The sequence below is a fragment of the Pseudomonas sp. WS 5079 genome, assembly GCF_012985465.1.
In the GTDB taxonomy this organism is placed as follows: Bacteria; Pseudomonadota; Gammaproteobacteria; order Pseudomonadales; family Pseudomonadaceae; genus Aquipseudomonas.
On record NZ_JAAQWN010000005.1, the window covers coordinates 418706 to 439032 of the forward strand.

The following is a 20327-nucleotide window of genomic DNA, read 5'->3' on the forward strand; positions in this document are numbered from 1 at the left end:
CCGCAATCGCCTGGTTCCTAGCGCTTGCGCAGGATCACGCTGCCAATCGAATACCCGGCGCCAAACGAGCTGAGTACCGCCAGCGCGCCCTTGGGCAGGTCGTCCTGATAGGTGTGGAACGCGATCACCGAACCCGCCGAACTGGTGTTGGCGTAGGTATCGAGGATCACCGGTGCTTCTTCGATCTCGGCTTCACGGCCCAGCAGCTTCTTGACGATCAGGTGGTTCATGCTCAGGTTGGCCTGGTGCAACCAGAAACGCTTCACATCGGTGACGCTCAACTGGTTTTCCGAAAGGTGCTGGCCGATCAACTCGGCAACCATCGGGCAGACATCACGGAAGACTTTGCGGCCTTCCTGCACGAAAAGTTTATCTGGCGCACCAACGCCCTCTTCCGCCGCGCGGTTGAGAAAGCCAAAGTTGTTGCGGATGTTATTGGAGAACTTGGTCAGCAACTTGGTGCTGACAACGTCGAACTGGTGTTCGGAAGTGGCCAGGTCGGCACGCTCCAGAATCACCGCGGTCGCCGCATCGCCGAAGATGAAGTGGCTGTCACGGTCGCGGAAGTTCAGGTGGCCGGTGCAGATCTCCGGGTTGACCATCAGGATCGCCCGGGCCTGGCCCAGCTGAATGCTGTTGCAAGCGTTCTGGATACCGAAAGTCGCCGAAGAACACGCCACGTTCATGTCAAAACCAAAACCCTGGATGCCCAGGGCTTCCTGGACTTCGATGGCAATGGCCGGATAGGCGCGTTGCAGGTTGGAGCAGGCGACGATCACCCCATCGATATCGGCGGCAGTCTTGCCGGCACGCTGCAGGGCTTGCTCGGCGGCGCCCACAGCCATCTGGCAGAGAATCGACCACTCGTCGTTGGAGCGCTCGGGCAAACGCGGGGTCATGCGCTGGGGGTCAAGAATGCCTTCCTTGTCCATGACAAAGCGGCTCTTGATACCTGAGGCCTTTTCGATAAAGGCGGCGCTGGATTCGGTCAACGCCTGAACGTCGCCCTGCTCGATGGCCACGGCGTTGTCGGCATTGAACTGTTGAACGTAAGCATTGAAAGACTGCACCAGCTCTTCGTTGGAGATGCTGTTGGCCGGGGTGTACAGGCCTGTGCCGCTGATGACGACGTTATGCACGGTCGTTCCTCTAAATCTGTTCAGGCAGAAGGGATTGGTACCTTCGTACCAAACCGTAAATCGCTCTAGTCCGCCGCGCGGACATCAAACGGGGAAACGCTTTGTCCCGGCGCGTCGAGGCTGATACAGCCAATCTAGACGATCCTGGCATTTATAGCGGCGAAGTTTGCCATAAACCGGGGGGTTTGGCGCCTGTCGCGCGCGCACCCGCCCCCGGCACGCCAGGTCAAGGCTCGACCTGGCTCCACTGTTTGCTCAAGCGCTTGTCGGAAATCGGCGCCTTGGTGCCCAACTGCTGGGCAAACAACGACACCCGGTATTCCTCCAGCCACCAGCGGTAAAGCTCCAGTTGCGGGTCGCGCTTGCCTTCCTGGGTGTGCTTGTTCAGGCGCGTCTGGTACTGGCTCCACAGGCCGCTCAACTCACCGCTCCAGACCCGGTCCTTCTGCACCTGGCTGGGCAGTTTTTCCAGGCGTAGCTCGATGGCCTTGAGATAGCGCGGCAGTTCCTTGAACCACTGCGCCGGGGTTTCGCGCACAAACCCTGGATACACCAGGTTGCTCAGTTGCTGCTTGATATCGTTGAGTGCCACGGCCTGGGCCAGGTCGATCTTGCCTTTGAAGCGCTTTTGCAGGCCATGCCACAGTTTCAGCACTTCCAGGGTCAGGCGCGCCAGGCGTTCGGCATGTTCGGTCCAACTGCCGCGCTTGCGCTCGGCCAGGGCGGCCAGGCCCGCGCCATCCCTGGGCAGGCTGGCCTCGCCTTCCAGCACGCAGCTGTCGAGGCTGGCCAGCAGAATGTCCTCCACCAGGGCCTCGATACGTCCCAACTCGCGGTACATCAGCCCCAGCTCTGTCAGGCCCGGCAATTTGCCGCGCAGGAATTTTGCCGGTTCGGCCAATTGCTGCATCAACAGGCGCTGCAAGGCGCGGCGATGCTGGAACTCGGCTTCGGCAGCCGTAGAGAAACGTCCTTCCTTGACCGTGCCGTTTTCTTCTACCAGCGCCGGATACACCGTCATCGACAGGCCAGCAATCTTCTGCTGGGTAGTCTCGGCAACCGCAGCGAAGACCTTGGCCTCCACCGGCTGCTGGCTTTTGGCAGTCTGCGGCACTGCCAGGGCAGCCTGGCTGGCTTCGACAAACCGCGCAGTCAACGCTGCCAGGTCGCGGCCTTCGCCGAGGAACTTACCCTGGGCATCGACCACTTCCAGGTTCATCTTCAGGTGGTTTTCCACCTGCTGCGCCGCTTCGCTCCAGGCTTCATCGCTGACCCGTACACCGGTCATGCGCAACAGTTCGCGCCCCAGCGCCTGGGGCAGCGAGCCCTGGGCAAATTCGATACGTTGCAGCGCGGCCTTGACGAAGTCCGGCACCGGCACGAAGTTCTTGCGCAGGGCCTTGGGCAGGTTGCGCACCAGGGCAATGCACTTGGCTTCGATCAGCCCGGGCACCAGCCATTCCAGACGCTCGGCGGGCAAGGCCGGCAACAGCGGCGCCGGCACGCGCAAGGTCACGCCGTCGCGCGGGTGGTTGGGTTCAAAGTGGTAACTCAAGGCCAGGGCCAGGTCGCCCAGGTGCAAGGTGTCGGGGTAATGGGCGGCGGTGACCTCGCTGGCCTCGCGGGCCAGCACGTCTTCTTCGCGCATGATCAGCAGTTGCGGGTCTTTCTGGCTGGTGATCTTGTACCAACTGTCGAAGGTCGCCGTCTGATGAATCTCCGCCGGCAGGCGCGCGTCGTAGAAGGCGTACAGGGTTTCCTCGTCGGCCAGGATATCGCGGCGCCGGGCCTTGGCTTCCAGCTCGTCCAATTGCTCCAGCAACTGCTGGTTTGCGGCCAGGCACTTGGCCCGGGATTGGATCTCGCCACGCACCAGGCCTTCGCGGATAAACAGCTCGCGGGACACCACAGGGTCCACCGGCCCGTAATGCACGGGCCGGCGCCCCACCACAATCAAACCGAACAACGTGATCTGCTCAAAGGCCACGACCTGGCCGCGCTTCTTCTCCCAATGGGGTTCGAAGTGGTTTTTCTTGATCAGGTGCCCGGCCAACGGTTCGATCCAATCGACATCGATCTTGGCCACCATGCGCGCATACAGCTTGGTGGTTTCCACCAGTTCGGCGGTCATCAACCATTGCGGACGCTTCTTGCCGATCCCCGAGGAGGGATGAATCCAGAAGCGCCGCTGACGAGCCCCCAGGTAATCGCCGTCTTCGGTTTTCTGGCCGATCTGGCTCAACAGGCCGGACAGCACCGCCTTGTGCAGTTTCGGGAAGTCCGCCGGTTCCTTGTTGACCGTCAACTGCATATCGCGGCAGATCAGGCTCAACTGGCGATGGGAATCGCGCCACTCGCGCAGGCGCAGGTAGTTGAGGAAGTTCTTGCGACACCAGTTGCGCAGCGGGCTGGCGGTCAGTTCCTGGCGCTGCTCTTCAAAGCCGCGCCACAAATTGACCAGCCCGGCGAAGTCCGAATCGGGATCCTTCCATTGCGCGTGGGCCTGGTCGGCCGCTTGCTGGCGCTCCGGCGGGCGCTCGCGCGGGTCCTGGATCGACATGGCGCTGGCGACGATCAGCACTTCCTGCAAACTGCCAAGCTTGGCCGCTTCCAGCAACATGCGACCCATGCGCGGGTCCACCGGCAGGCGCGCCAGTTGCCGGCCCAGGGGTGTCAGTTGGCTATTGCGGTCTACTGCCGAGAGTTCCTGCAGCAGGTTGAAACCATCGCTGATGGCCTTGCCATCCGGCGGCTCGATAAACGGGAAGTCGGTGATTTCGCCCAGGCGCAGGTGCAGCATCTGCAGGATCACGGCCGCAAGGTTGGTGCGCAAGATCTCCGGGTCGGTAAATTCCGGGCGCCCGATAAAATCTTCTTCGCTGTACAGGCGCACGCAAATGCCCGGTTCGACCCGGCCGCAACGGCCTTTACGCTGGTTGGCGCTGGCCTGGGAAATCGCCTCGATCGGCAGGCGCTGGACCTTGGCGCGGTAGCTGTAGCGGCTGATGCGAGCGGTGCCGCTGTCGATCACGTAGCGGATGCCCGGCACGGTCAGCGAGGTTTCCGCAACGTTGGTCGCCAGCACCACGCGCCGCCCCGGATGGGACTGGAAAATGCGCTGCTGTTCGGCCGGTGACAGGCGCGCGTACAACGGCAGGATTTCGGTGTGCTTGAGCTGGGCCTTGCGCAGCATATCGGCGGCATCGCGGATCTCGCGCTCACCGGGCAGGAACACCAGCACATCGCCAGGGCTCTTGCGCTCGCTGCGCTCAAAGGCGGCGATTTCATCGAGGGTGGCGAGGATCGCCTGGTCCACGGTCAAGTCGTCTTCGACGCGGTTGCCCTCTTCGTCCTGTTCCAGGGTCAGCGGGCGGTACCAGGTTTCCACCGGGAACGTACGCCCCGAGACCTCGACAATCGGCGCATCGTCGAAGTGCTTGGAAAAGCGCTCCAGGTCGATGGTGGCCGAGGTGATGATGACTTTGAGGTCGGGACGGCGCGGCAGCAGGGTCTTCAGGTAGCCGAGCAGGAAATCGATGTTCAGGCTGCGCTCGTGGGCTTCGTCGACGATGATCGTGTCGTAGCGTTCGAGGTAGCGATCGTTCTGGGTCTCGGCGAGCAGGATGCCGTCGGTCATCAACTTGATCAGGGTGTTGGAATCGCTCTGGTCCTCGAACCGCACCTGATAACCCACCAGCGCCCCCAGCGGCGTGGCCAACTCGTCCGCGACCCGGCTCGCCACACTGCGCGCGGCGATACGCCGGGGCTGGGTATGACCGATCAAGCCGTACTGGCCGCGACCGATTTCCAGGCAGATCTTCGGCAACTGCGTGGTTTTACCCGAGCCGGTCTCGCCCGCGATGATCAGCACCTGGTGCTTTTGCAGCGCGGCCTTGATCTCGTCGCGCTTGGCGGCGATGGGCAGGCTGTCGTCATAGCGAACCTGCGGTACGCTGGCCGCGCGCGCCGTGACCTGGGCACACGATGCCTGCATGCGCGCCACCCACTGCGCCAGCTTCTCCTCATCGGGTTTCTTGCGCAGCTCAAGCAACTGCCGACGCAAGCGGTGGCGGTCGGCGAGCATGGCGTGATCGAGGTTTTTCAGGAGTTGTTCGATAGCGGGCGCTTGGTCAGTCATCAGGTACTTTGAAGGTCGTCTATTTATGCACGGCCGGCAATTGTGGCAGAAAAGCGCACACAACGTTAAAGGCCGCGTAAATCACCTGAAGGGGCTGGCCCGGTCGGCATCGCTGTTGGCTGGCCCAGCGCTATCGCAGCCTCGCCGGGGCTCGACAGCTCCCACAGGGTCTGGCGGTGTTGATGCCCTTATTCGTTATCCAGGCCCTTGCGCCGATACGGGAACACATCAATCACCTTCCCCGCCCGAATCGCCTCTTGCAGGCCTTTCCAGTAGTCGGCGTTGTACAACTCGCCGTGCAGTTCATCGAACAGGCGCCGCTGCCCGGCGTCGGCAAACAGGAACGGCGGGAATTCCTCGGGGAACACGTCCAGCGGGCCGATGGAATACCAGGGCTCGGAGGCCATTTCGTCTTCCGGGGTGCGCGGTGCCGGGATGTGGCGAAAGTTGGCTTCGGTAAGAAAGCAGATCTCGTCATAGTCGTAGAACACCACGCGACCATGACGGGTGACGCCAAAGTTTTTCAGCAGCATGTCGCCGGGAAAGATATTCGCCGCCGCCAGTTGCTTGATGGCCAGGCCGTAGTCTTCGAGGGCTTCGCGTACCTGGGCCTCGTTGGCGTTTTCCAGGTAGAGGTTGAGCGGGGTCATGCGGCGTTCGGTCCAGCAGTGGCGAACCAGTACCGTGTCGCCTTCGACTTCGACCGTGCCGGCAGCCACTTCCAGCAATTCGGCCAGGCATTGCGGCTCGAATTTGCTCAAGGGGAAACGGAAATCGGCGAACTCCTGGGTATCGGCCATGCGCCCGACCCGGTCGACACTCTTCACCAGGCGGTACTTCTCGATCACCGTGGCACGGTTGACGTTTTTCGACGGCGAAAAACGGTCCTTGATGATTTTGAACACCGTGTTGAAGCCCGGCAGGGTAAACACGCTCATGACCATCCCACGCACGCCCGGGGCCATGATGAACTGATCGTCAGTGCTGGCCAGGTGGTTGATCAGCGCCCGGTAGAACTCCGACTTGCCGTGTTTGTAGAAGCCGATGGAGGTGTACAGCTCGGCGATGTGCTTGCCCGGCAGGATGCGCTTGAGAAAGCCGATGAACTCTGCCGGCACCGGCACATCCACCATGAAATAGGAGCGGGTGAACGAGAAGATGATCGACACATCGGCTTCATCGGTGATCAGCGCGTCGATGCGGATGCCCTGCCCTTCGCGGTGCAGCAGCGGGATGACCAGCGGCCATTGTTCATCGCGGGTGTAGAGGCGGCCCACCAGGTACGCGCCCTTGTTGCGGTAAAGCACCGAGGAAAACAGCTCGACGTTGAGGTCCGGGTCCTTGCATACCCAGTCCGGCAGGTTCTCGCGCAGTTGTGCTTCGAGACGCTGCAGGTCGCCGGCAAGGTCGGCGTAGGGTTCGCTGAAGCGGTAGTCGCTGAAAATTTGCTCGAGCATCCCGGCCAACTGGCCCTGGGGCTTGTAGGTGCGGGTTTGCGCGGCACGGGCGCGGCGCAGGCTCGGGCGGGTGGTGTGGATGAACATACAGCCGTCGCTGATCAGGTCGTGGCTGAACAGCCCGCAAAAGATCGAGTTGTACCAGGTCTCGGACAGTTCATCGTCAAACCGCAGGTCGATCAGGCTGATATAGGCGCTCTTGACCAGGGGCCAGGACTGGATATCCAGCAGCGCCCCCGCATCGAAAGTGGCTCGCAGGCGCGTGGTGACTTCGCCGACCTTCTCTTCATAGAGGTTGATCCGCGCCGCCGAGGCGGCTTGCGCCTCTTGCCACTGGGCCTTTTCAAAACGCTCGCGGGCGCCGTCGGTGATCTGGCGAAAGTGCTCGCGGTAATCGTCGAAGCCATCGAGGATCATCTTGGCGATGGACTGCGCGGTGTCGATGGCAGGCGTTTGCTGCGGCATGTCGTAGACCTCTGCGGGCATTCGGAAGACCTGAGATTAGCCAGAGTCCTCATGCAGGAGAAGTACATTTTTTACCGGGCGCTGGCTCTTCACGGGGGCGACTCAAACAATTGTTTACGATTTTTTAATTCGACCACAGGGTCAATAAAACACCCATAAAGTCACCTCGCGCTGATTAATCGATTCATCTGAAGGCCACAAAACACGGGCGCTGGCACCGCGAACAGGAAGAACCCCAGGCCGGGTGGGGTTTGGCGACCTTATACGGACTTGGATCCAACGTAAGGGAAACCCCGATTACCTCAATGATGGCACTTTGCTATATAGCCCAGCGTTTTCCCTGATAACAAGGTCCTAAGACCGGCTCGGGAATCGATTTAAATCGCCCAAGGAGCATTGATATGTCATTGAGGAACATGGGAATCGGCCTGCGTGCCAGTCTGAGTTTTGCGGTATTGGCCGGCCTGCTGGTGCTGGTCGGGGTGTTTGGCCTGGGGCAGATGGCCAAGCTGCGCGAAAGCGCCGCCATCATTGAAACGGCCTGGATGCCGAGTATCGAGAACATCCACAACAGCGCCGCCAACGTCGCGGCTATCCGCCTGGAGGCGTTGCGCTTGCTGACCACCGATGAATCGGCGGTGCGCGAGCGCAGCAAAGAGGTGATCACCAAGGAGCGCGGCTATTTGCAGGAACGCCTGGACAATCACCAGGCCCTGCTGAGCAATGACCAGGAGCGCCAGCTACTGGAGCAGCTCAAGGCCACCGCGTCGGCCTATATGACCATCGTCGACCAATTGATCCACCTGGTGGACCAGGATAACCAGATGCAGGCCCTGACCCTGCTCACCGATACGTTGACGCCCCAAGGCGTGATCCTCAACCGGAGCCTGGGCGCCTTGATCGACTTCAACCAGCAAGGCGCCCAGGATGCGGCGCAATCGGCGGCGCAGATGTACCAGAGCGCACAGTGGATCGTCGGCCTCATCATCGCGGTCGCCCTGATCGCGACGTTGCTGCTGGCCTGGCTGTTGACCCGCAGTATCACCACGCCCCTGGCGCAGGCATTGCACGCGGCACGCACGATTGCCGCCGGCGACCTGAGCCAGCCGATCCACGTGCACGGCAAGGACGAACCGGCACAGTTGCTGGGCGCCCTGGCCACCATGCAGGAACAGTTGCAGGCGACTATTCGCGGCATCAGCGAGTCCGCCCAGCAACTGGCCTCGGCAGCCGAAGAGATGAGTTCGGTGATGGAGCAAAGCACTCGCGGCCTGCAAGCACAGAACGATGAAATCGAACAGGCCGCCACCGCCGTCACACAGATGAGCGCAGCGGTGGATGAAGTGGCGGGGAATGCGGTCTCCAGCGCCGAGGCATCCCAGGCGTCCGATGAGGACAGCAAGCACGGCCATTTCCAGATCAGCGAAACCATCAGCTCGATCCAGAGCCTGGTCAACGAGGTGCTCGACGCCTCGGGCAAGGCCGAGGGCCTGGCGCTACAGGCGCAAGACATCAGCAAGGTGCTGGAAGTGATACGCGGGATTGCCGGGCAGACCAACCTGCTGGCCCTCAACGCGGCCATTGAAGCCGCCCGCGCCGGCGAGGCCGGGCGGGGTTTTGCGGTGGTGGCCGACGAGGTTCGCTCGCTGGCGCAGCGGACCCAGGATTCCACCGAGGAAATCGAGCAGATGATCACCGGTATCCAGCAAGGCACCCAGGCCACGGTCGGCGCCCTCACCAGCAGCGCCGAGCACGCCAGCCAGACCCTGCAACGGGCCAACAGCGCCGGCAATGCCCTGGAAAAAATCACCGCCGCCATCTCGCAGATCAGCCAACGCAACCTGGTGATCGCCAGTGCCGCCGAGCAACAGGCATCGGTGGCCCGGGAGGTGGATCGCAGCCTGGTGAATATCCGCGACCTGTCGACGCAAACCGCCGCCGGTGCGACCCAGACCTCGGCCGCCAGCCAGGAGCTGTCGCGCCTGGCGGTGGACCTCAACGGCCTGGTGACGCGCTTTATTGTGTAGTTGATACGTAAAAGATTGTGTCAGGCAGGCCCCTGGGCAACACTCTCGCCCTTGTTGAAAAGGAGCTGTCCGTGAGACCTGTCGACACCCTCTACCTGCTGCTACTGGCCGCCATCTGGGGCGCGAGCTTTCTGTTCATGCGGATTATCGCGCCGCAGATCGGCACCTTGCCTACGGCGTTTTTCCGCGTTTCGATTGCCGCCGCCGGCCTGCTAGTGATCCTCGCGATGCTACGGGTGCGCTGGGATTTCCAGGGCAAGTTCAAGATCGTGTTGTTGCTGGGGGTAATCAACTCGGGGATTCCCGCGACCATGTATTCGGTGGCGGCCCAGGTCTTGCCAGCGGGTTACTCGGCGATTTTCAACGCCACCACGCCGTTGATGGGGGTGTTGATTGGCGGGCTGTTTTTCCATGAGCGGCTGACACCCTCGAAAATTGCCGGGGTGTGCCTGGGCCTGTTCGGCGTGGGCATCCTCACGCGCGCCGGGCCGGTGGCGTTTGACCTGGAATTGCTGATGGGCGCCCTCGCCTGCCTGCTGGCAACCACCTGCTACGGCTTCGCCGGTTTCCTGGCACGCCGTTGGCTGGATCAACAGGGTGGCCTGGACAGCCGCCTTTCGGCACTGGGCAGCATGCTCGGCGCCACATTGTTTCTATTGCCGTGGTTTGGCTGGAGCGCCATCAGCCACCCGCCCGCCAGTTGGGGCGGCTGGAATGTGTGGCTGTCCCTACTGGGCCTGGGGCTGCTATGCACGGCATTCGCCTACATCCTGTACTTCCGTTTGCTGACCTCCATCGGGCCGGTGAAGTCGATGACCGTCACCTTCATGATTCCGCCATTCGGCGTGTTGTGGGGCGCATTGCTGCTGGACGAGCCGTTGTCCATGGCCCATCTGTATGGCGGGTTGTTGATCGCGGGGGCGCTGTGGCTGGTGCTACGGCGAGGGAAATTGATCAAAGCTGTGTAGGAGCCGGCTTTTCGGCTCCTACACAGGGATATCAAGCTTTACGGAAGACGAATACCAACCCGATGATGATCAACCCCATCCCCAGCACGCTCAGCACTGCCAGCCGATTACCGAAGATCAAGTAGTCCATCACCGCAGTGACTGCCGGCACCAGGTAGAACAGGCTGGTGACATTCACCAGGTTGCCCCGGGCAATCAGGCGGTACAGCAGCAGCGTCGCCAACAGTGACACCACCAGCCCCATCCACAGCACCGGCAGGTAAAAGCCACTGTTGTGCTCGAAAGCAAAGGGCTGGAACGGCACGAACACCGCGCACAACAACAAACCCGCCAGGTACTGCACCGGCAAGGTACCCAATGGGTTATCGGTGATGCGCTTTTGCATGATCGAGCCCAGGGTCATGCTCGCCAGCGCCAGCAAACCAAACAGCATGCCGGCCAGGGACATGCCAGCCAGACCGATGCCCTGGTACACCACCATGATCAGGCCCGCCAACCCCAACGCCAGGCCGAACATCCGGCGCCATGAACGCTGGCGCTCCATCAGCACTACGGTGAGGATCGGTTGCACGCCCATGATGGTCGCCATCACGCCGGGGGTGACCTTCAGGTCCAGGGCCAACAGATAAAAAATCTGATAGGCCCCCAGCAACACCAGCCCGGTGGCCGCCGCATACCACAGCGGTTTGCCCGGGCGCGGCAACCTCAGTTTGAGAATCGGCGCCAGCAACACCAGGCCCGCCAGGGCAATGGCAAAGCGGATCAACAGGAAGGCAAAGGGGGACGCATGGGCCAGGCCCAGCTTGGAGAAAATCGCACCGCTGCTCCACAGCAGCACAAACAGGCTCGTCGAGGCCGCCGCGGCCACGGATTGTTTCGAAAGAACAGACATGATGAACACCTGTAGTCAGGCAAAAAGCCAACTCAGCCAAGGCTGAAATTCAGTGGGTTCGGTACAGGCAGGCAACGGGGAACAGCGGTCTGCTGATCAGCCCGAAATGCCAACGCCCGGCGGTGATACGAGTGCGTACACCGGGGTGCTACTGACAGGTGGGGGGTAATGACTGATCTGCACAGGCTGCTGATTCCCGCACGGCACGACCGCAGCGTTGACCGCTGAATCGACTACCGCTATGCGTGGGGAAGCAGGCATGGGCTGATCTTTTTTGAAGGGATGAAAGGTGCTGCTAAACACCTGGCGCCGACTATAACCAGCCGCTGACACGCTTTGCAATGGCTTTGCCAAAAGGCCAGTAAGGACATGTTGAAAAACCACCTCTAGCCTTGGGAAAACCCAACGCCCTCCGCTTCAGGAGGCTCTCGACTCATGACCGCCAATGCCAAAAAAACGCGACCCCTTGCGATACCAGCTCTACCGATCAAAAGCCTTACGCCTTGTGAATGCATCGACTCAACAGTGGTACAAAAACCTGAAACACACCGCCGCCCAAGGCACAGAGATCGACTTAACCCATGTCCGTTTTGAATTGATCGACAGCCATGCATTGGCTGCCTATCAGGGCTGGGCAGCAGACTCTCACTTCTCATGGGACGAGGTTGCGACGTGGAAAGGCCGTGAACCGATGGCGTTCGATTTGTCCCTCTGGTACGAAGAGGAACTCTGTGGGCTGTGCTTTGCCAATCCCAATCAAAGCCGATTGCGGATCAAGGTCATCCGCCTGGAGGGAAGACCTGGAAAATCCCACCCGTTGAAAAGCCGCATAGCATCACTGACGATGATTGCCATCGACCATTACGCGAGAATCATTGGCAGCCAATGGATAGAAATTCAGGAGCCCGCACCCGGTGCTATTGCCCTCTATCAAAACCTGGGCTTTGACTTCGATTCACGGGGCAGGCTTGTGATAGCGGTAGAGAACGAATAGCATCAAAAACATGTTCAATTAATGATCAATTGTGGAGGCTGCATGGGAGAACTTATTAAAAAACCCGTCGCCCGAAAAGCGTCGTCCAAGGCCCGCCAGGAACCTAAAAACACTGTACTGACTGCCAATCAGCGCCGTTTTCTAAACGCGGCCATGGCCGGCAACGTTGAAGAACCAAGCCTTTTGGCGGGTCACCCGGAAAAATAAAAGTCATAAAAAAACCGCTCATACGAGCGGTTTTTTTTGAACCCATCAGCCAAATAACCAATACACCAACGCCACAACCACCACCGCCGCCAGCACCGGCCGCATGATGCGATAGGCTTTGGGGTGCTTGCGCTTCCACTGCTTGACCACCCCACTGAAACGATCACTGAAGCTCTTGCTCCAGGCATAGGCTTGGTTGATCCCGCCCACGCGCTCGTCATCCAGGTTCTGCGGCGCGGTTGCGCGGCCCAATTGGGCACTGACCCAGCGATTGACGCGAGTCATCAACCGGTTGCTCAGTGGCCGCTCGATGTCACAGAACAAAATCACCCGGGTCTTCTCGGTTTCGTTCTTCACCCAGTGCACGTAGGTTTCGTCGAACATCACGTCTTCGCCATCGCGCCAGGCGTAGACCTGGCCATCGACGAAAATGCGGCAGTCGTCGGAGTTGGGCGTCGACAACCCCAAGTGATACCGCAGGGAGCCGGCAAACGGGTCGCGATGGGGGTTGAGGTGGCTACCGCCCGGCAACAGCGCGAACATGGCGCCCTTGACGTTGGGAATGCTGCTGACCAGGGCCACGGTCTTGGGGCACAGCAACTCGGCCGATGGCAGCGGTTTGTCGTACCACTTGAGGTAGAAGCGCTTCCAGCCCTTCTTGAAGAACGAGCCAAACCCGGCATCGTTGTTCTTCTCGGCAGCGCGGATATAGCCTTCGTCGAACAGGTGCATGGCCTCCTCGCGGATCACCTCCCAGTTGTCCTTGAGCACATCCAGTTCCGGGAACTTGCTGCGATCCAGGTAGGGCTTGGACGGTACAGCCGAGAAGATGTACATCAACGCGTTGTACGGGGCGAACAGCGCCGAATGGTTGACGAACTGGCGCAGCACCGGCAAACGCGCCTTGCCGCGCAAATGCACGTAGAGCGTACTGCCGATAAACAGCAACAGCACCGACAGCTTGGCGGCCAAAGAAAAGGTCATGCAGCAACTCCTGGAAATAGCCTCCCGGCAGCGGGAAACCAGACATAGCAGCCGGCCATGATAAACACTCCGGGCCGGAGGAAAAACCCGCGTCATCCAACAATCCGTTTTAAGGGGCGCGCGGCGAGCAATCAATTATGCATAAGGGGCATAAAACCGGGCTGATATGGATCAACCCGACTCCCCTGGAACGGCACCTACCAGGGTCAGGCCTGGTTTTCCTGGTCGGTGAACAGATCGCTGAACAACATACTCGACAAGTAACGCTCGCCGGAGTCCGGCAGGATCACCACGATAGTCTTGCCCTGCATTTCCGGTTTCTCGGCCAGGCGCACCGCAACGGCCATCGCCGCGCCACAGGAGATCCCGCACAGGATGCCCTCTTCCTGCATCAAGCGCAGGGCCATGGCCTTGGATTCCTCGTCACTGGCCAACTCCACCCGGTCGACCATCGACAGGTCGAGGTTCTTCGGCACAAAACCGGCACCAATGCCCTGGATCTTGTGGGGGCTGGGCTTGATTTCTTCACCGGCCAACGCCTGGGTAATCACCGGCGAGCTGATGGGCTCCACCGCCACCGAAAGGATCGGCTTGCCCGCCGTGTTCTTGATATAGCGCGACACGCCCGTGATCGTCCCACCCGTGCCGACGCCCGCCACCAGTACATCCACCGCGCCATCGGTGTCATTCCAGATTTCCGGGCCAGTGGTTTTCTCATGGATGGCCGGGTTGGCCGGGTTGTCGAACTGCGCCGGCATGAAATAGGTCGCCGGGTCGCTGGCGAGGATTTCGCCGGCTTTCTCGATCGCGCCTTTCATGCCCTTGGCCGGCTCGGTCAGCACCAGTTCGGCGCCCAGGGCCTTGAGCACCTTGCGCCGCTCGATACTCATGGACGCAGGCATAGTCAGCAACAATTTGTAGCCACGGGCGGCGGCGACAAAGGCCAGGCCAATCCCCGTGTTGCCCGAGGTCGGTTCAACGATGGTCATGCCTGGCTTGAGTTTGCCGCTGCTTTCCGCATCCCAGATCATGCTCGCGCCAATCCGGCACTTCACCGAATACCCAGGGTTACGCCCTTCGATCTTGGCCAGGATGGTCACGCCACGGGGCGCGATACGGTTGATCTGAACCAGGGGCGTGTTACCGATGGAGTGCGCGTTATCTGCAAAAATGCGGCTCATGGCGGGGTCCTTTAGGCAGTTTTCATGAAGGCAACAAGGGTATGCCTCGTACTCCAAGGCGTCCAGTCGAGGAACGTTGCCGCTGCCGGCGTAGTCAACCGCCTATACACAGGGAGGAAAAACCTATGAAGCGTCGCTACAGTTGGCCGATATGGACGGTCGCCGGGCTGGTGGTCGTGCTGGTGGCACTGGACATCGCACTGCCCTACCTGGTGCGCAACTACCTCAATGAAAAACTCGCCGACATGGGCGACTACCGTGGCCAAGTGACGGACGTAGACCTGGCCCTGTGGCGCGGCGCGTACCGGATCAATGGCCTGCAGATCGTCAAGGTCGACGGCAAGGTGCCCGTACCGTTCGTCAAGGCGCCGGTCATTGATCTGTCAGTGAGCTGGCATTCCTTGTGGTATGACCATGCGGTGGTGGCCCAAGTGCAATTCGTCAAGCCAGAGCTCAACTTCGTCGACGGTGGCGCCAACAAACAGGCATCCCAGACCGGTCGTGGCACCGACTGGCGGGCGCAACTGGGCAAACTGCTGCCCATCACCCTCAACGAAGTGCGCATCGACGACGGCAAGATTGCCTTCCATAACTTCAACTCCAAACCGCCGGTTAACATCGGGGCCACCCAGGTCAACGCCAGTTTCTACAACCTGACCAATGTGGTGGACGTCGAAGGCAAGCGCGATGCGCGCTTTGACGGCAAAGCCCTGTTGCTTGGGCATGCGCCGCTGGAAGCCAGCGCGACTTTCGACCCGCTGAGCAACTTTGAAGACTTCGAGTTCCGCTTTCGCGCCCGCGATATCCAGCTCAAGCGCATGAACGACTTCGCCTCGGCCTACGGCAAGTTCGACTTCAATGCCGGCACCGGCGACGTGGTAATCGAGGCCCAGGCCGAGAAAGCCCAACTGACCGGCTATATCAAGCCACTGTTGCGGGATGTGGAAGTCTTCGACTGGCAACAGGATGTGCAGAACAAGGACAAGGGGATTTTCCGCTCGATCTGGGAGGCCGTGGTCGGCGCCAGCGAAACCGTGCTGAAGAACCAGAGCAAAAACCAGTTCGCCACTCGGGTCGAGCTCAGTGGCAGCGTTCACCAGCAAGATATCAGCGCGTTCCAGGCGTTTTTGCAGATTTTGCGCAATGGTTTCGTCCAGGCGTTCAGTGCCCGCTACGAACAACCCAAACCCAGCGCCGATTGAACCTGGCGTGACTGGTCATTCAGAGACTGAATAACCCGTCTGCGTTCACAGTCACCGGGGCTGCGCGCTATAGTCGCAGGCATGCTGACTACCGGCGTCATGTTCGAGGATTGAGAAATGAAGTTCGAAGGCACCCAGGCCTACGTTGCCACCGATGACCTGAAATTGGCCGTCAACGCTGCCATCACGCTGGAGCGCCCGCTGCTGGTCAAGGGCGAACCGGGTACCGGCAAGACCATGCTCGCCGAACAACTGGCCGAATCGTTCGGCGCGCGGTTGATTACCTGGCACATCAAGTCCACCACCAAGGCGCACCAGGGCCTGTATGAATACGATGCGGTCAGCCGCCTGCGCGACTCGCAGCTGGGTGTGGACAAGGTCCATGACGTGCGCAACTACCTGAAAAAAGGCAAGTTGTGGGAGGCTTTCGAGTCCGAAGAGCGGGTGATCCTGCTGATCGACGAGATCGACAAGGCCGATATCGAGTTCCCCAACGACCTGCTGCAAGAACTCGACAAGATGGAGTTCTACGTCTACGAAATCGACGAGACCATCAAGGCCAAGAAACGCCCGATCATCATCATTACCTCCAACAACGAGAAAGAGCTGCCAGACGCGTTCCTGCGTCGCTGCTTCTTCCACTACATCGCCTTCCCCGACCGCACCACCCTGCAAAAAATCGTCGACGTGCACTACCCCGACATCAAGAAAGACCTGGTCAGCGAAGCGCTGGACGTGTTCTTCGACGTGCGCAAGGTGCCGGGCCTGAAGAAAAAGCCCTCCACCTCCGAACTGGTGGACTGGCTCAAGCTGCTGATGGCCGACAATATTGGCGAGGCGGTGCTGCGCGAGCGTGATCCGACCAAGGCCATCCCGCCACTGGCCGGCGCCCTGGTGAAAAACGAGCAGGATGTGCAACTGCTTGAGCGCCTGGCGTTCATGAGCCGTCGCGGCACTCGATAAGGGCTTTTGCCATGCTGCTCAACCTGTTCAATGAAATGCGTGCAGCCAAGGTGCCGGTCTCGGTGCGTGAGCTGTTGGACTTGATCAACGCCCTGAAACAACGGGTGACCTTCGCCGACATGGACGAGTTCTACTACTTGTCCCGGGCGATCCTGGTGAAGGACGAGCGCCATTTCGACAAGTTCGACCGGGCCTTTGGGGCCTACTTCAACGGCCTGGAAAAACTCGACGATCACCTGCAGGCGCTGATTCCCGAAGACTGGCTGCGCAAGGAGTTCGAGCGTTCGCTGAGCGATGAAGAGCGCGCGCAGATCCAATCCCTGGGCGGCCTGGACAAGCTGATCGAAGAGTTCAAGAAACGCCTGGAAGAACAAAAGGAACGCCACGCCGGCGGCAACAAGTGGATCGGTACTGGCGGTACCAGCCCGTTCGGTTCCGGCGGTTTCAACCCCGAGGGCATTCGCGTGGGCGATGCCGGCAAGCGCCAGGGCAAGGCGGTCAAGGTCTGGGACCAGCGCGAGTACAAAAACCTCGATGACTCGGTGGAGCTGGGCACACGCAATATCAAGGTGGCCCTGCGCCGCCTGCGCAAATTTGCGCGCCAAGGGGCCGCCGAGGAGCTGGATATCGACGGCACTATCGACCACACCGCCCGCGACGCCGGCCTGCTGAATATTCAGATGCGCCCGGAGCGGCGCAATACGGTCAAGCTGCTGTTGCTGTTCGACATCGGCGGCTCGATGGATGCCCACGTCAAGACTTGTGAAGAGCTGTTCTCGGCCTGCAAGACCGAGTTCAAGCACCTGGAGTACTTCTACTTCCACAACTTTATTTATGAGTCGGTGTGGAAGAACAACATGCGCCGCACTTCCGAGCGCACCTCGACCCAGGACCTGCTGCACAAGTACGGCGCCGACTATAAGGTGATCTTTATCGGCGACGCGGCCATGGCACCTTACGAAATCACCCAGGCCGGTGGCAGCGTGGAGCACTGGAACGAGGAGCCGGGGTATGTGTGGATGCAGCGGTTCATGGAGAAGTACAAGAAGCTGATCTGGATTAACCCTTACCCGAAAGACACCTGGGGCTATACCTCGTCGACCAACATCGTGCGGGATTTGATTGAGGACCAGATGTATCCGTTGACCTTGCGCGGGCTTGAAGAAGGGATGCGTTTTCTCTCCAAATAGGCGGTGAATTCACCGCCGCTATCGCAGGCAAGCCAGCTCCCACAGTTGAATTGCATTCACAAATCAAAAGATGTGAACGCCGCTCAACTGTGGGAGCTGGCTTGCCTGCGATGCCTTTAGCGATTCGTAAATCGCTGCAAATAGCTCAGATGCTCGCGATGCGCCGTCTCCTGCATCACCGGCGCCAGCCTCACCTTCTCCCCCGGCAGGCACTGCGCCAGGCGCGCCAACGCCAATGGCGTCAACGCCCCCAACCGCGGATAGCCGCCAATGGTCTGGCGATCATTGAGCAATACAATCGGCTGCCCATCCGGCGGTACCTGGATCGCACCCAAGGGGATGCCTTCGGAGATCAGCGACGGCCCCTGATACGCCAACGGCGTGCCCAGCAAGCGCATGCCCATGCGGTCGGCGCGGCTGTCCACGGCCCATTCGGTATTGAAGGCATCGAACAGGCTCTGGCCGCTGAACTGGCCGATCTGCGCGCCGAGGATCACGTCCAGGGGCGCGGTAGCTTGCAACCGCTCAACCGGCAACTCCCGCAACTGACTGCCGGTGCCGGAATACCCCAGGGCCGCACCTTCGGCCAGGGCCCGGCCAAAACCGTCCAGCCCGCCCAGGGCTTCGCGCCCGACGCTGGCACAACTGCCCAGCACCTTGGGCGCGTCAAACCCGCCCGGCGCCGCCAGGTAAGCCCGCGCACCACGGTGTGGCTGGGTGAAACGCAGACGCTGGCCTTTTTGCAGAATGAAACTGCGGCCAGGGCTGATGGCGCGTTCGTCGATATACGCCCCCAGGTCCGCACCGGCCAGGGCCAGCACGCACAGCGCCTCGGCCTGCACGGTAAAACCGCCCAGGGTGATTTCCACCACCGGCGCATCCAGCGGGTTGCCCAACAGCCAGTTGGCCCAGGACATCGACACCCAATCCAGCGCGCCGCCCTGGGTCACGCCCAGGTGCCGCACGCCAAAACGCCCGGCATCCTGCAACAGGCACAGCGCGGTGCTGGCCTCGATCAACAAGCGGCTCATACCTGGGCCTCCAGGGGCGTGTCATCGCCACCCAGCTTGATAAATTCAGCGCGGCCAATAGCTTCGAAACGCACGCTGTCGCCTGGCTGCATCAGGCTGTAGCCGTCGCGCTCGCGGTCGAACAGTTTGGCCGGGGTGCGGCCGATCAGGTTCCAGCCACCAGGAGATTCCACCGGATAGGCTGCGGTCTGGCGCTCGGCAATGCCGACGCTGCCCGGCGCCACCCGTTTGCGCGGGGTGCCCAGGCGCGGCGCGGCAAGCTGTTCTTCCACCAGGCCCATAAACGCAAACCCAGGAGCAAACCCGAGGGCGAAGACCTGATAGTGATGCTGGCTGTGGCGGCGAATCACCTCGTTGACCGCAAGCCCGCTACGCTGGGCGAGCAAGGTCAGCTCAGGGCCGACGCTCAGGTCGTACCACACCGGCAATACATGACACTGCCCACTGCCCTGGGCCTGCGGCTGCAAGTCCGTCAGGGCGTGCTCGATCAGTTCCCGGGCCTGTGCCGGGCTCAGTGCCAGCAGGTCGTAATGCACCATCAGCGTCGTGTAGGAAGGCACAAAATCCACCAGCGCCGCGCCAAACCCCTCGCGCAGCCGGCGCGTGGCAGCAAGCATCCAGGGCATGTTGTCTTCGGCGATCACGTCAAACAGGCGCACCATCAGACAGTCGATGGCGACTACTTCAATCCGTGGCTTCATGCTGGCGTCAACGCCTGGCGAATGCGCTGCACCGCCGCCACCGAGCTGGCGTTATCGCCATGCACGCAGAGGGTGTTGGCTTGCAGCAACAGCGGGCTGCCATCGCTGGCGACCAGGGTTTGGCCACGGGCAATGGTCAAGGCCTGCTCAAGGATGACCTGCGCATCGTGATGCACCGCGCCCGGTAACTGGCGCGAGACCAGGTGCCCGGCGTTGTCGTAGGCGCGGTCGGCGAAGGCTTCGAACCACAGGGTCACGCCATATTCATCCCCCAGGGCCTGGGCGGCGCTGTTGTCACGGGTGGCCATCAGCATCAACGGCAGGCTGGCGTCGTACGCCGCCACGGCCTGGATCACTGCGCGCAGTTGCGCAGGCTTGGCCATCATGTCGTTGTACATCGCGCCATGGGGTTTGACGTAGCTGACCCGGCCACCCTGGGCCCGGCAGATACCGTCGAGGGCACCGATCTGGTAATGCAACAGGTCCTGGAGTTCCTGGGGCGCATAGGCCATGGAGCGGCGGCCGAAGCCTGCCAGGTCCTGATATGCCGGGTGCGCACCTATCTGCACGCCATGCTGCAACGCCAGGGCGACGGTCTTGCGCATGATGCTCGGGTCGCCGGCGTGGAAACCGCAGGCGATATTGGCGCAATCAATGAATGGCATGACCTCGGCATCCAGACCCATGGTCCAGGCGCCAAAACTTTCGCCGATGTCGCAGTTCAGTAGCAGGCGGCTCACACTGAAGACTCCTGTAGGCTTTATTTTTTTGTAGTGTGGGATCTTTTA

16 protein-coding genes are annotated in these 20327 nt (G+C 60.9%); 7 read left to right on the top strand and 9 right to left on the bottom strand.

Annotated features, from left to right (window positions below):
* Window positions 1-17: 17 nt before the first annotated feature.
* From HBO05_RS16335 to aceK, 3 genes are all read right to left on the bottom strand, one after another.
* Window positions 18-1139 carry a beta-ketoacyl-ACP synthase III gene (locus HBO05_RS16335; RefSeq protein WP_170043262.1) on the bottom strand — a complete coding sequence of 374 codons (1122 nt, stop codon included), beginning with the start codon at window positions 1137-1139 and terminating at the stop codon, window positions 18-20.
* Between the two features lie 226 nt (window positions 1140-1365).
* On the bottom strand, window positions 1366-5277 hold the full coding sequence (gene hrpA, locus HBO05_RS16340; protein ID WP_172313374.1) for an ATP-dependent RNA helicase HrpA: 3912 nt from the start codon (window positions 5275-5277) through the stop codon (window positions 1366-1368).
* 188 nt (window positions 5278-5465) lie between these two features.
* A complete protein-coding gene (aceK, locus tag HBO05_RS16345; protein WP_172313423.1) occupies window positions 5466-7199 on the bottom strand; it encodes a bifunctional isocitrate dehydrogenase kinase/phosphatase in 1734 nt (577 codons plus the stop codon).
* A 401-nt stretch (window positions 7200-7600) separates the two neighbouring features.
* Here aceK and HBO05_RS16350 point away from each other — a divergent pair, with 401 nt between their 5' ends.
* Entirely contained in the window at window positions 7601-9226 is a 1626-nt protein-coding gene (locus tag HBO05_RS16350; protein WP_172313376.1) for a methyl-accepting chemotaxis protein, read from the top strand.
* Between the two features lie 71 nt (window positions 9227-9297).
* On the top strand, window positions 9298-10194 hold the full coding sequence (locus HBO05_RS16355; RefSeq protein ID WP_170043259.1) for a DMT family transporter: 897 nt from the start codon (window positions 9298-9300) through the stop codon (window positions 10192-10194).
* Between the two features lie 31 nt (window positions 10195-10225).
* On the opposite strand, the gene HBO05_RS16360 is transcribed toward HBO05_RS16355, so the two are convergent.
* Window positions 10226-11086 carry a DMT family transporter gene (locus tag HBO05_RS16360; RefSeq protein ID WP_170057690.1) on the bottom strand — a complete coding sequence of 287 codons (861 nt, stop codon included), beginning with the start codon at window positions 11084-11086 and terminating at the stop codon, window positions 10226-10228.
* A 445-nt stretch (window positions 11087-11531) separates the two neighbouring features.
* Here HBO05_RS16360 and HBO05_RS16365 point away from each other — a divergent pair, with 445 nt between their 5' ends.
* Both HBO05_RS16365 and HBO05_RS16370 read left to right on the top strand, forming a co-directional pair.
* On the top strand, window positions 11532-12080 hold the full coding sequence (locus HBO05_RS16365; RefSeq protein ID WP_172313378.1) for a hypothetical protein: 549 nt from the start codon (window positions 11532-11534) through the stop codon (window positions 12078-12080).
* 42 nt (window positions 12081-12122) lie between these two features.
* On the top strand, window positions 12123-12287 hold the full coding sequence (locus HBO05_RS16370) for a hypothetical protein (protein WP_172313380.1): 165 nt from the start codon (window positions 12123-12125) through the stop codon (window positions 12285-12287).
* A gap of 45 nt (window positions 12288-12332) precedes the next feature.
* Here the strand turns inward: HBO05_RS16370 and HBO05_RS16375 are convergent, their stop codons facing one another.
* Window positions 12333-13271 (bottom strand): aspartyl/asparaginyl beta-hydroxylase domain-containing protein, encoded by a 939-nt coding sequence (locus HBO05_RS16375; protein ID WP_169955575.1) that lies wholly within the window; start codon window positions 13269-13271, stop codon window positions 12333-12335.
* A gap of 206 nt (window positions 13272-13477) precedes the next feature.
* Window positions 13478-14452: a cysteine synthase A gene (cysK, locus tag HBO05_RS16380; RefSeq protein WP_169955574.1), complete on the bottom strand. Its 975-nt coding sequence runs from the start codon at window positions 14450-14452 to the stop codon at window positions 13478-13480.
* A 125-nt stretch (window positions 14453-14577) separates the two neighbouring features.
* Between cysK and HBO05_RS16385 the strand changes: the two genes are divergently transcribed.
* The 3 genes from HBO05_RS16385 to HBO05_RS16395 all read left to right on the top strand — a co-directional run bounded on the left by HBO05_RS16385 (window position 14578) and on the right by HBO05_RS16395 (window position 17807).
* Complete coding sequence (locus tag HBO05_RS16385; RefSeq protein WP_172313382.1) at window positions 14578-15654, top strand: DUF748 domain-containing protein; 1077 nt, start codon at window positions 14578-14580, stop codon at window positions 15652-15654.
* 117 nt (window positions 15655-15771) lie between these two features.
* Window positions 15772-16617 (top strand): MoxR family ATPase, encoded by an 846-nt coding sequence (locus tag HBO05_RS16390; RefSeq protein WP_029292347.1) that lies wholly within the window; start codon window positions 15772-15774, stop codon window positions 16615-16617.
* An 11-nt stretch (window positions 16618-16628) separates the two neighbouring features.
* Window positions 16629-17807, top strand: a complete 1179-nt coding sequence (locus tag HBO05_RS16395) for a VWA domain-containing protein (RefSeq protein WP_057441266.1) — start codon at window positions 16629-16631, stop codon at window positions 17805-17807.
* A gap of 116 nt (window positions 17808-17923) precedes the next feature.
* Here the strand turns inward: HBO05_RS16395 and HBO05_RS16400 are convergent, their stop codons facing one another.
* From HBO05_RS16400 to HBO05_RS16410, 3 genes are read right to left on the bottom strand one after another with little or no spacing between them, the layout of a single operon-like run.
* Window positions 17924-18838: a biotin-dependent carboxyltransferase family protein gene (locus HBO05_RS16400; RefSeq protein WP_172313384.1), complete on the bottom strand. Its 915-nt coding sequence runs from the start codon at window positions 18836-18838 to the stop codon at window positions 17924-17926.
* On the bottom strand, window positions 18835-19539 hold the full coding sequence (locus HBO05_RS16405) for an allophanate hydrolase subunit 1 (RefSeq protein ID WP_172313385.1): 705 nt from the start codon (window positions 19537-19539) through the stop codon (window positions 18835-18837). The genes HBO05_RS16400 and HBO05_RS16405 overlap by 4 nt, the downstream gene beginning before the upstream one ends.
* Window positions 19536-20279, bottom strand: coding sequence for a 5-oxoprolinase subunit PxpA (locus HBO05_RS16410; RefSeq protein WP_169955570.1), 744 nt, complete (start codon window positions 20277-20279; stop codon window positions 19536-19538). Before HBO05_RS16410 ends, HBO05_RS16405 begins: the two co-directional genes overlap by 4 nt.
* Window positions 20280-20327 lie beyond the last annotated feature (48 nt).

Excerpts from the sequence above, each read along its gene's own strand:
- HBO05_RS16390 (WP_029292347.1), top strand. The coding sequence starts at position 15,772 with ATGAAGTTCGAAGGCACCCAGGCCTACGTTGCCACCGATGACCTGAAA.
- HBO05_RS16360 (WP_170057690.1), bottom strand. The coding sequence starts at position 11,086 with ATGTCTGTTCTTTCGAAACAATCCGTGGCCGCGGCGGCCTCGACGAGC.
- HBO05_RS16400 (WP_172313384.1), bottom strand. The coding sequence starts at position 18,838 with ATGAGCCGCTTGTTGATCGAGGCCAGCACCGCGCTGTGCCTGTTGCAG.
- HBO05_RS16375 (WP_169955575.1), bottom strand. The coding sequence starts at position 13,271 with ATGACCTTTTCTTTGGCCGCCAAGCTGTCGGTGCTGTTGCTGTTTATC.
- cysK (WP_169955574.1), bottom strand. The coding sequence starts at position 14,452 with ATGAGCCGCATTTTTGCAGATAACGCGCACTCCATCGGTAACACGCCC.
- HBO05_RS16365 (WP_172313378.1), top strand. The coding sequence starts at position 11,532 with ATGCCAAAAAAACGCGACCCCTTGCGATACCAGCTCTACCGATCAAAA.
- aceK (WP_172313423.1), bottom strand. The coding sequence starts at position 7,199 with ATGCCGCAGCAAACGCCTGCCATCGACACCGCGCAGTCCATCGCCAAG.
- HBO05_RS16350 (WP_172313376.1), top strand. The coding sequence starts at position 7,601 with ATGTCATTGAGGAACATGGGAATCGGCCTGCGTGCCAGTCTGAGTTTT.
- HBO05_RS16370 (WP_172313380.1), top strand. The coding sequence starts at position 12,123 with ATGGGAGAACTTATTAAAAAACCCGTCGCCCGAAAAGCGTCGTCCAAG.
- HBO05_RS16405 (WP_172313385.1), bottom strand. The coding sequence starts at position 19,539 with ATGAAGCCACGGATTGAAGTAGTCGCCATCGACTGTCTGATGGTGCGC.
- hrpA (WP_172313374.1), bottom strand. The coding sequence starts at position 5,277 with ATGACTGACCAAGCGCCCGCTATCGAACAACTCCTGAAAAACCTCGAT.
- HBO05_RS16385 (WP_172313382.1), top strand. The coding sequence starts at position 14,578 with ATGAAGCGTCGCTACAGTTGGCCGATATGGACGGTCGCCGGGCTGGTG.
- HBO05_RS16395 (WP_057441266.1), top strand. The coding sequence starts at position 16,629 with ATGCTGCTCAACCTGTTCAATGAAATGCGTGCAGCCAAGGTGCCGGTC.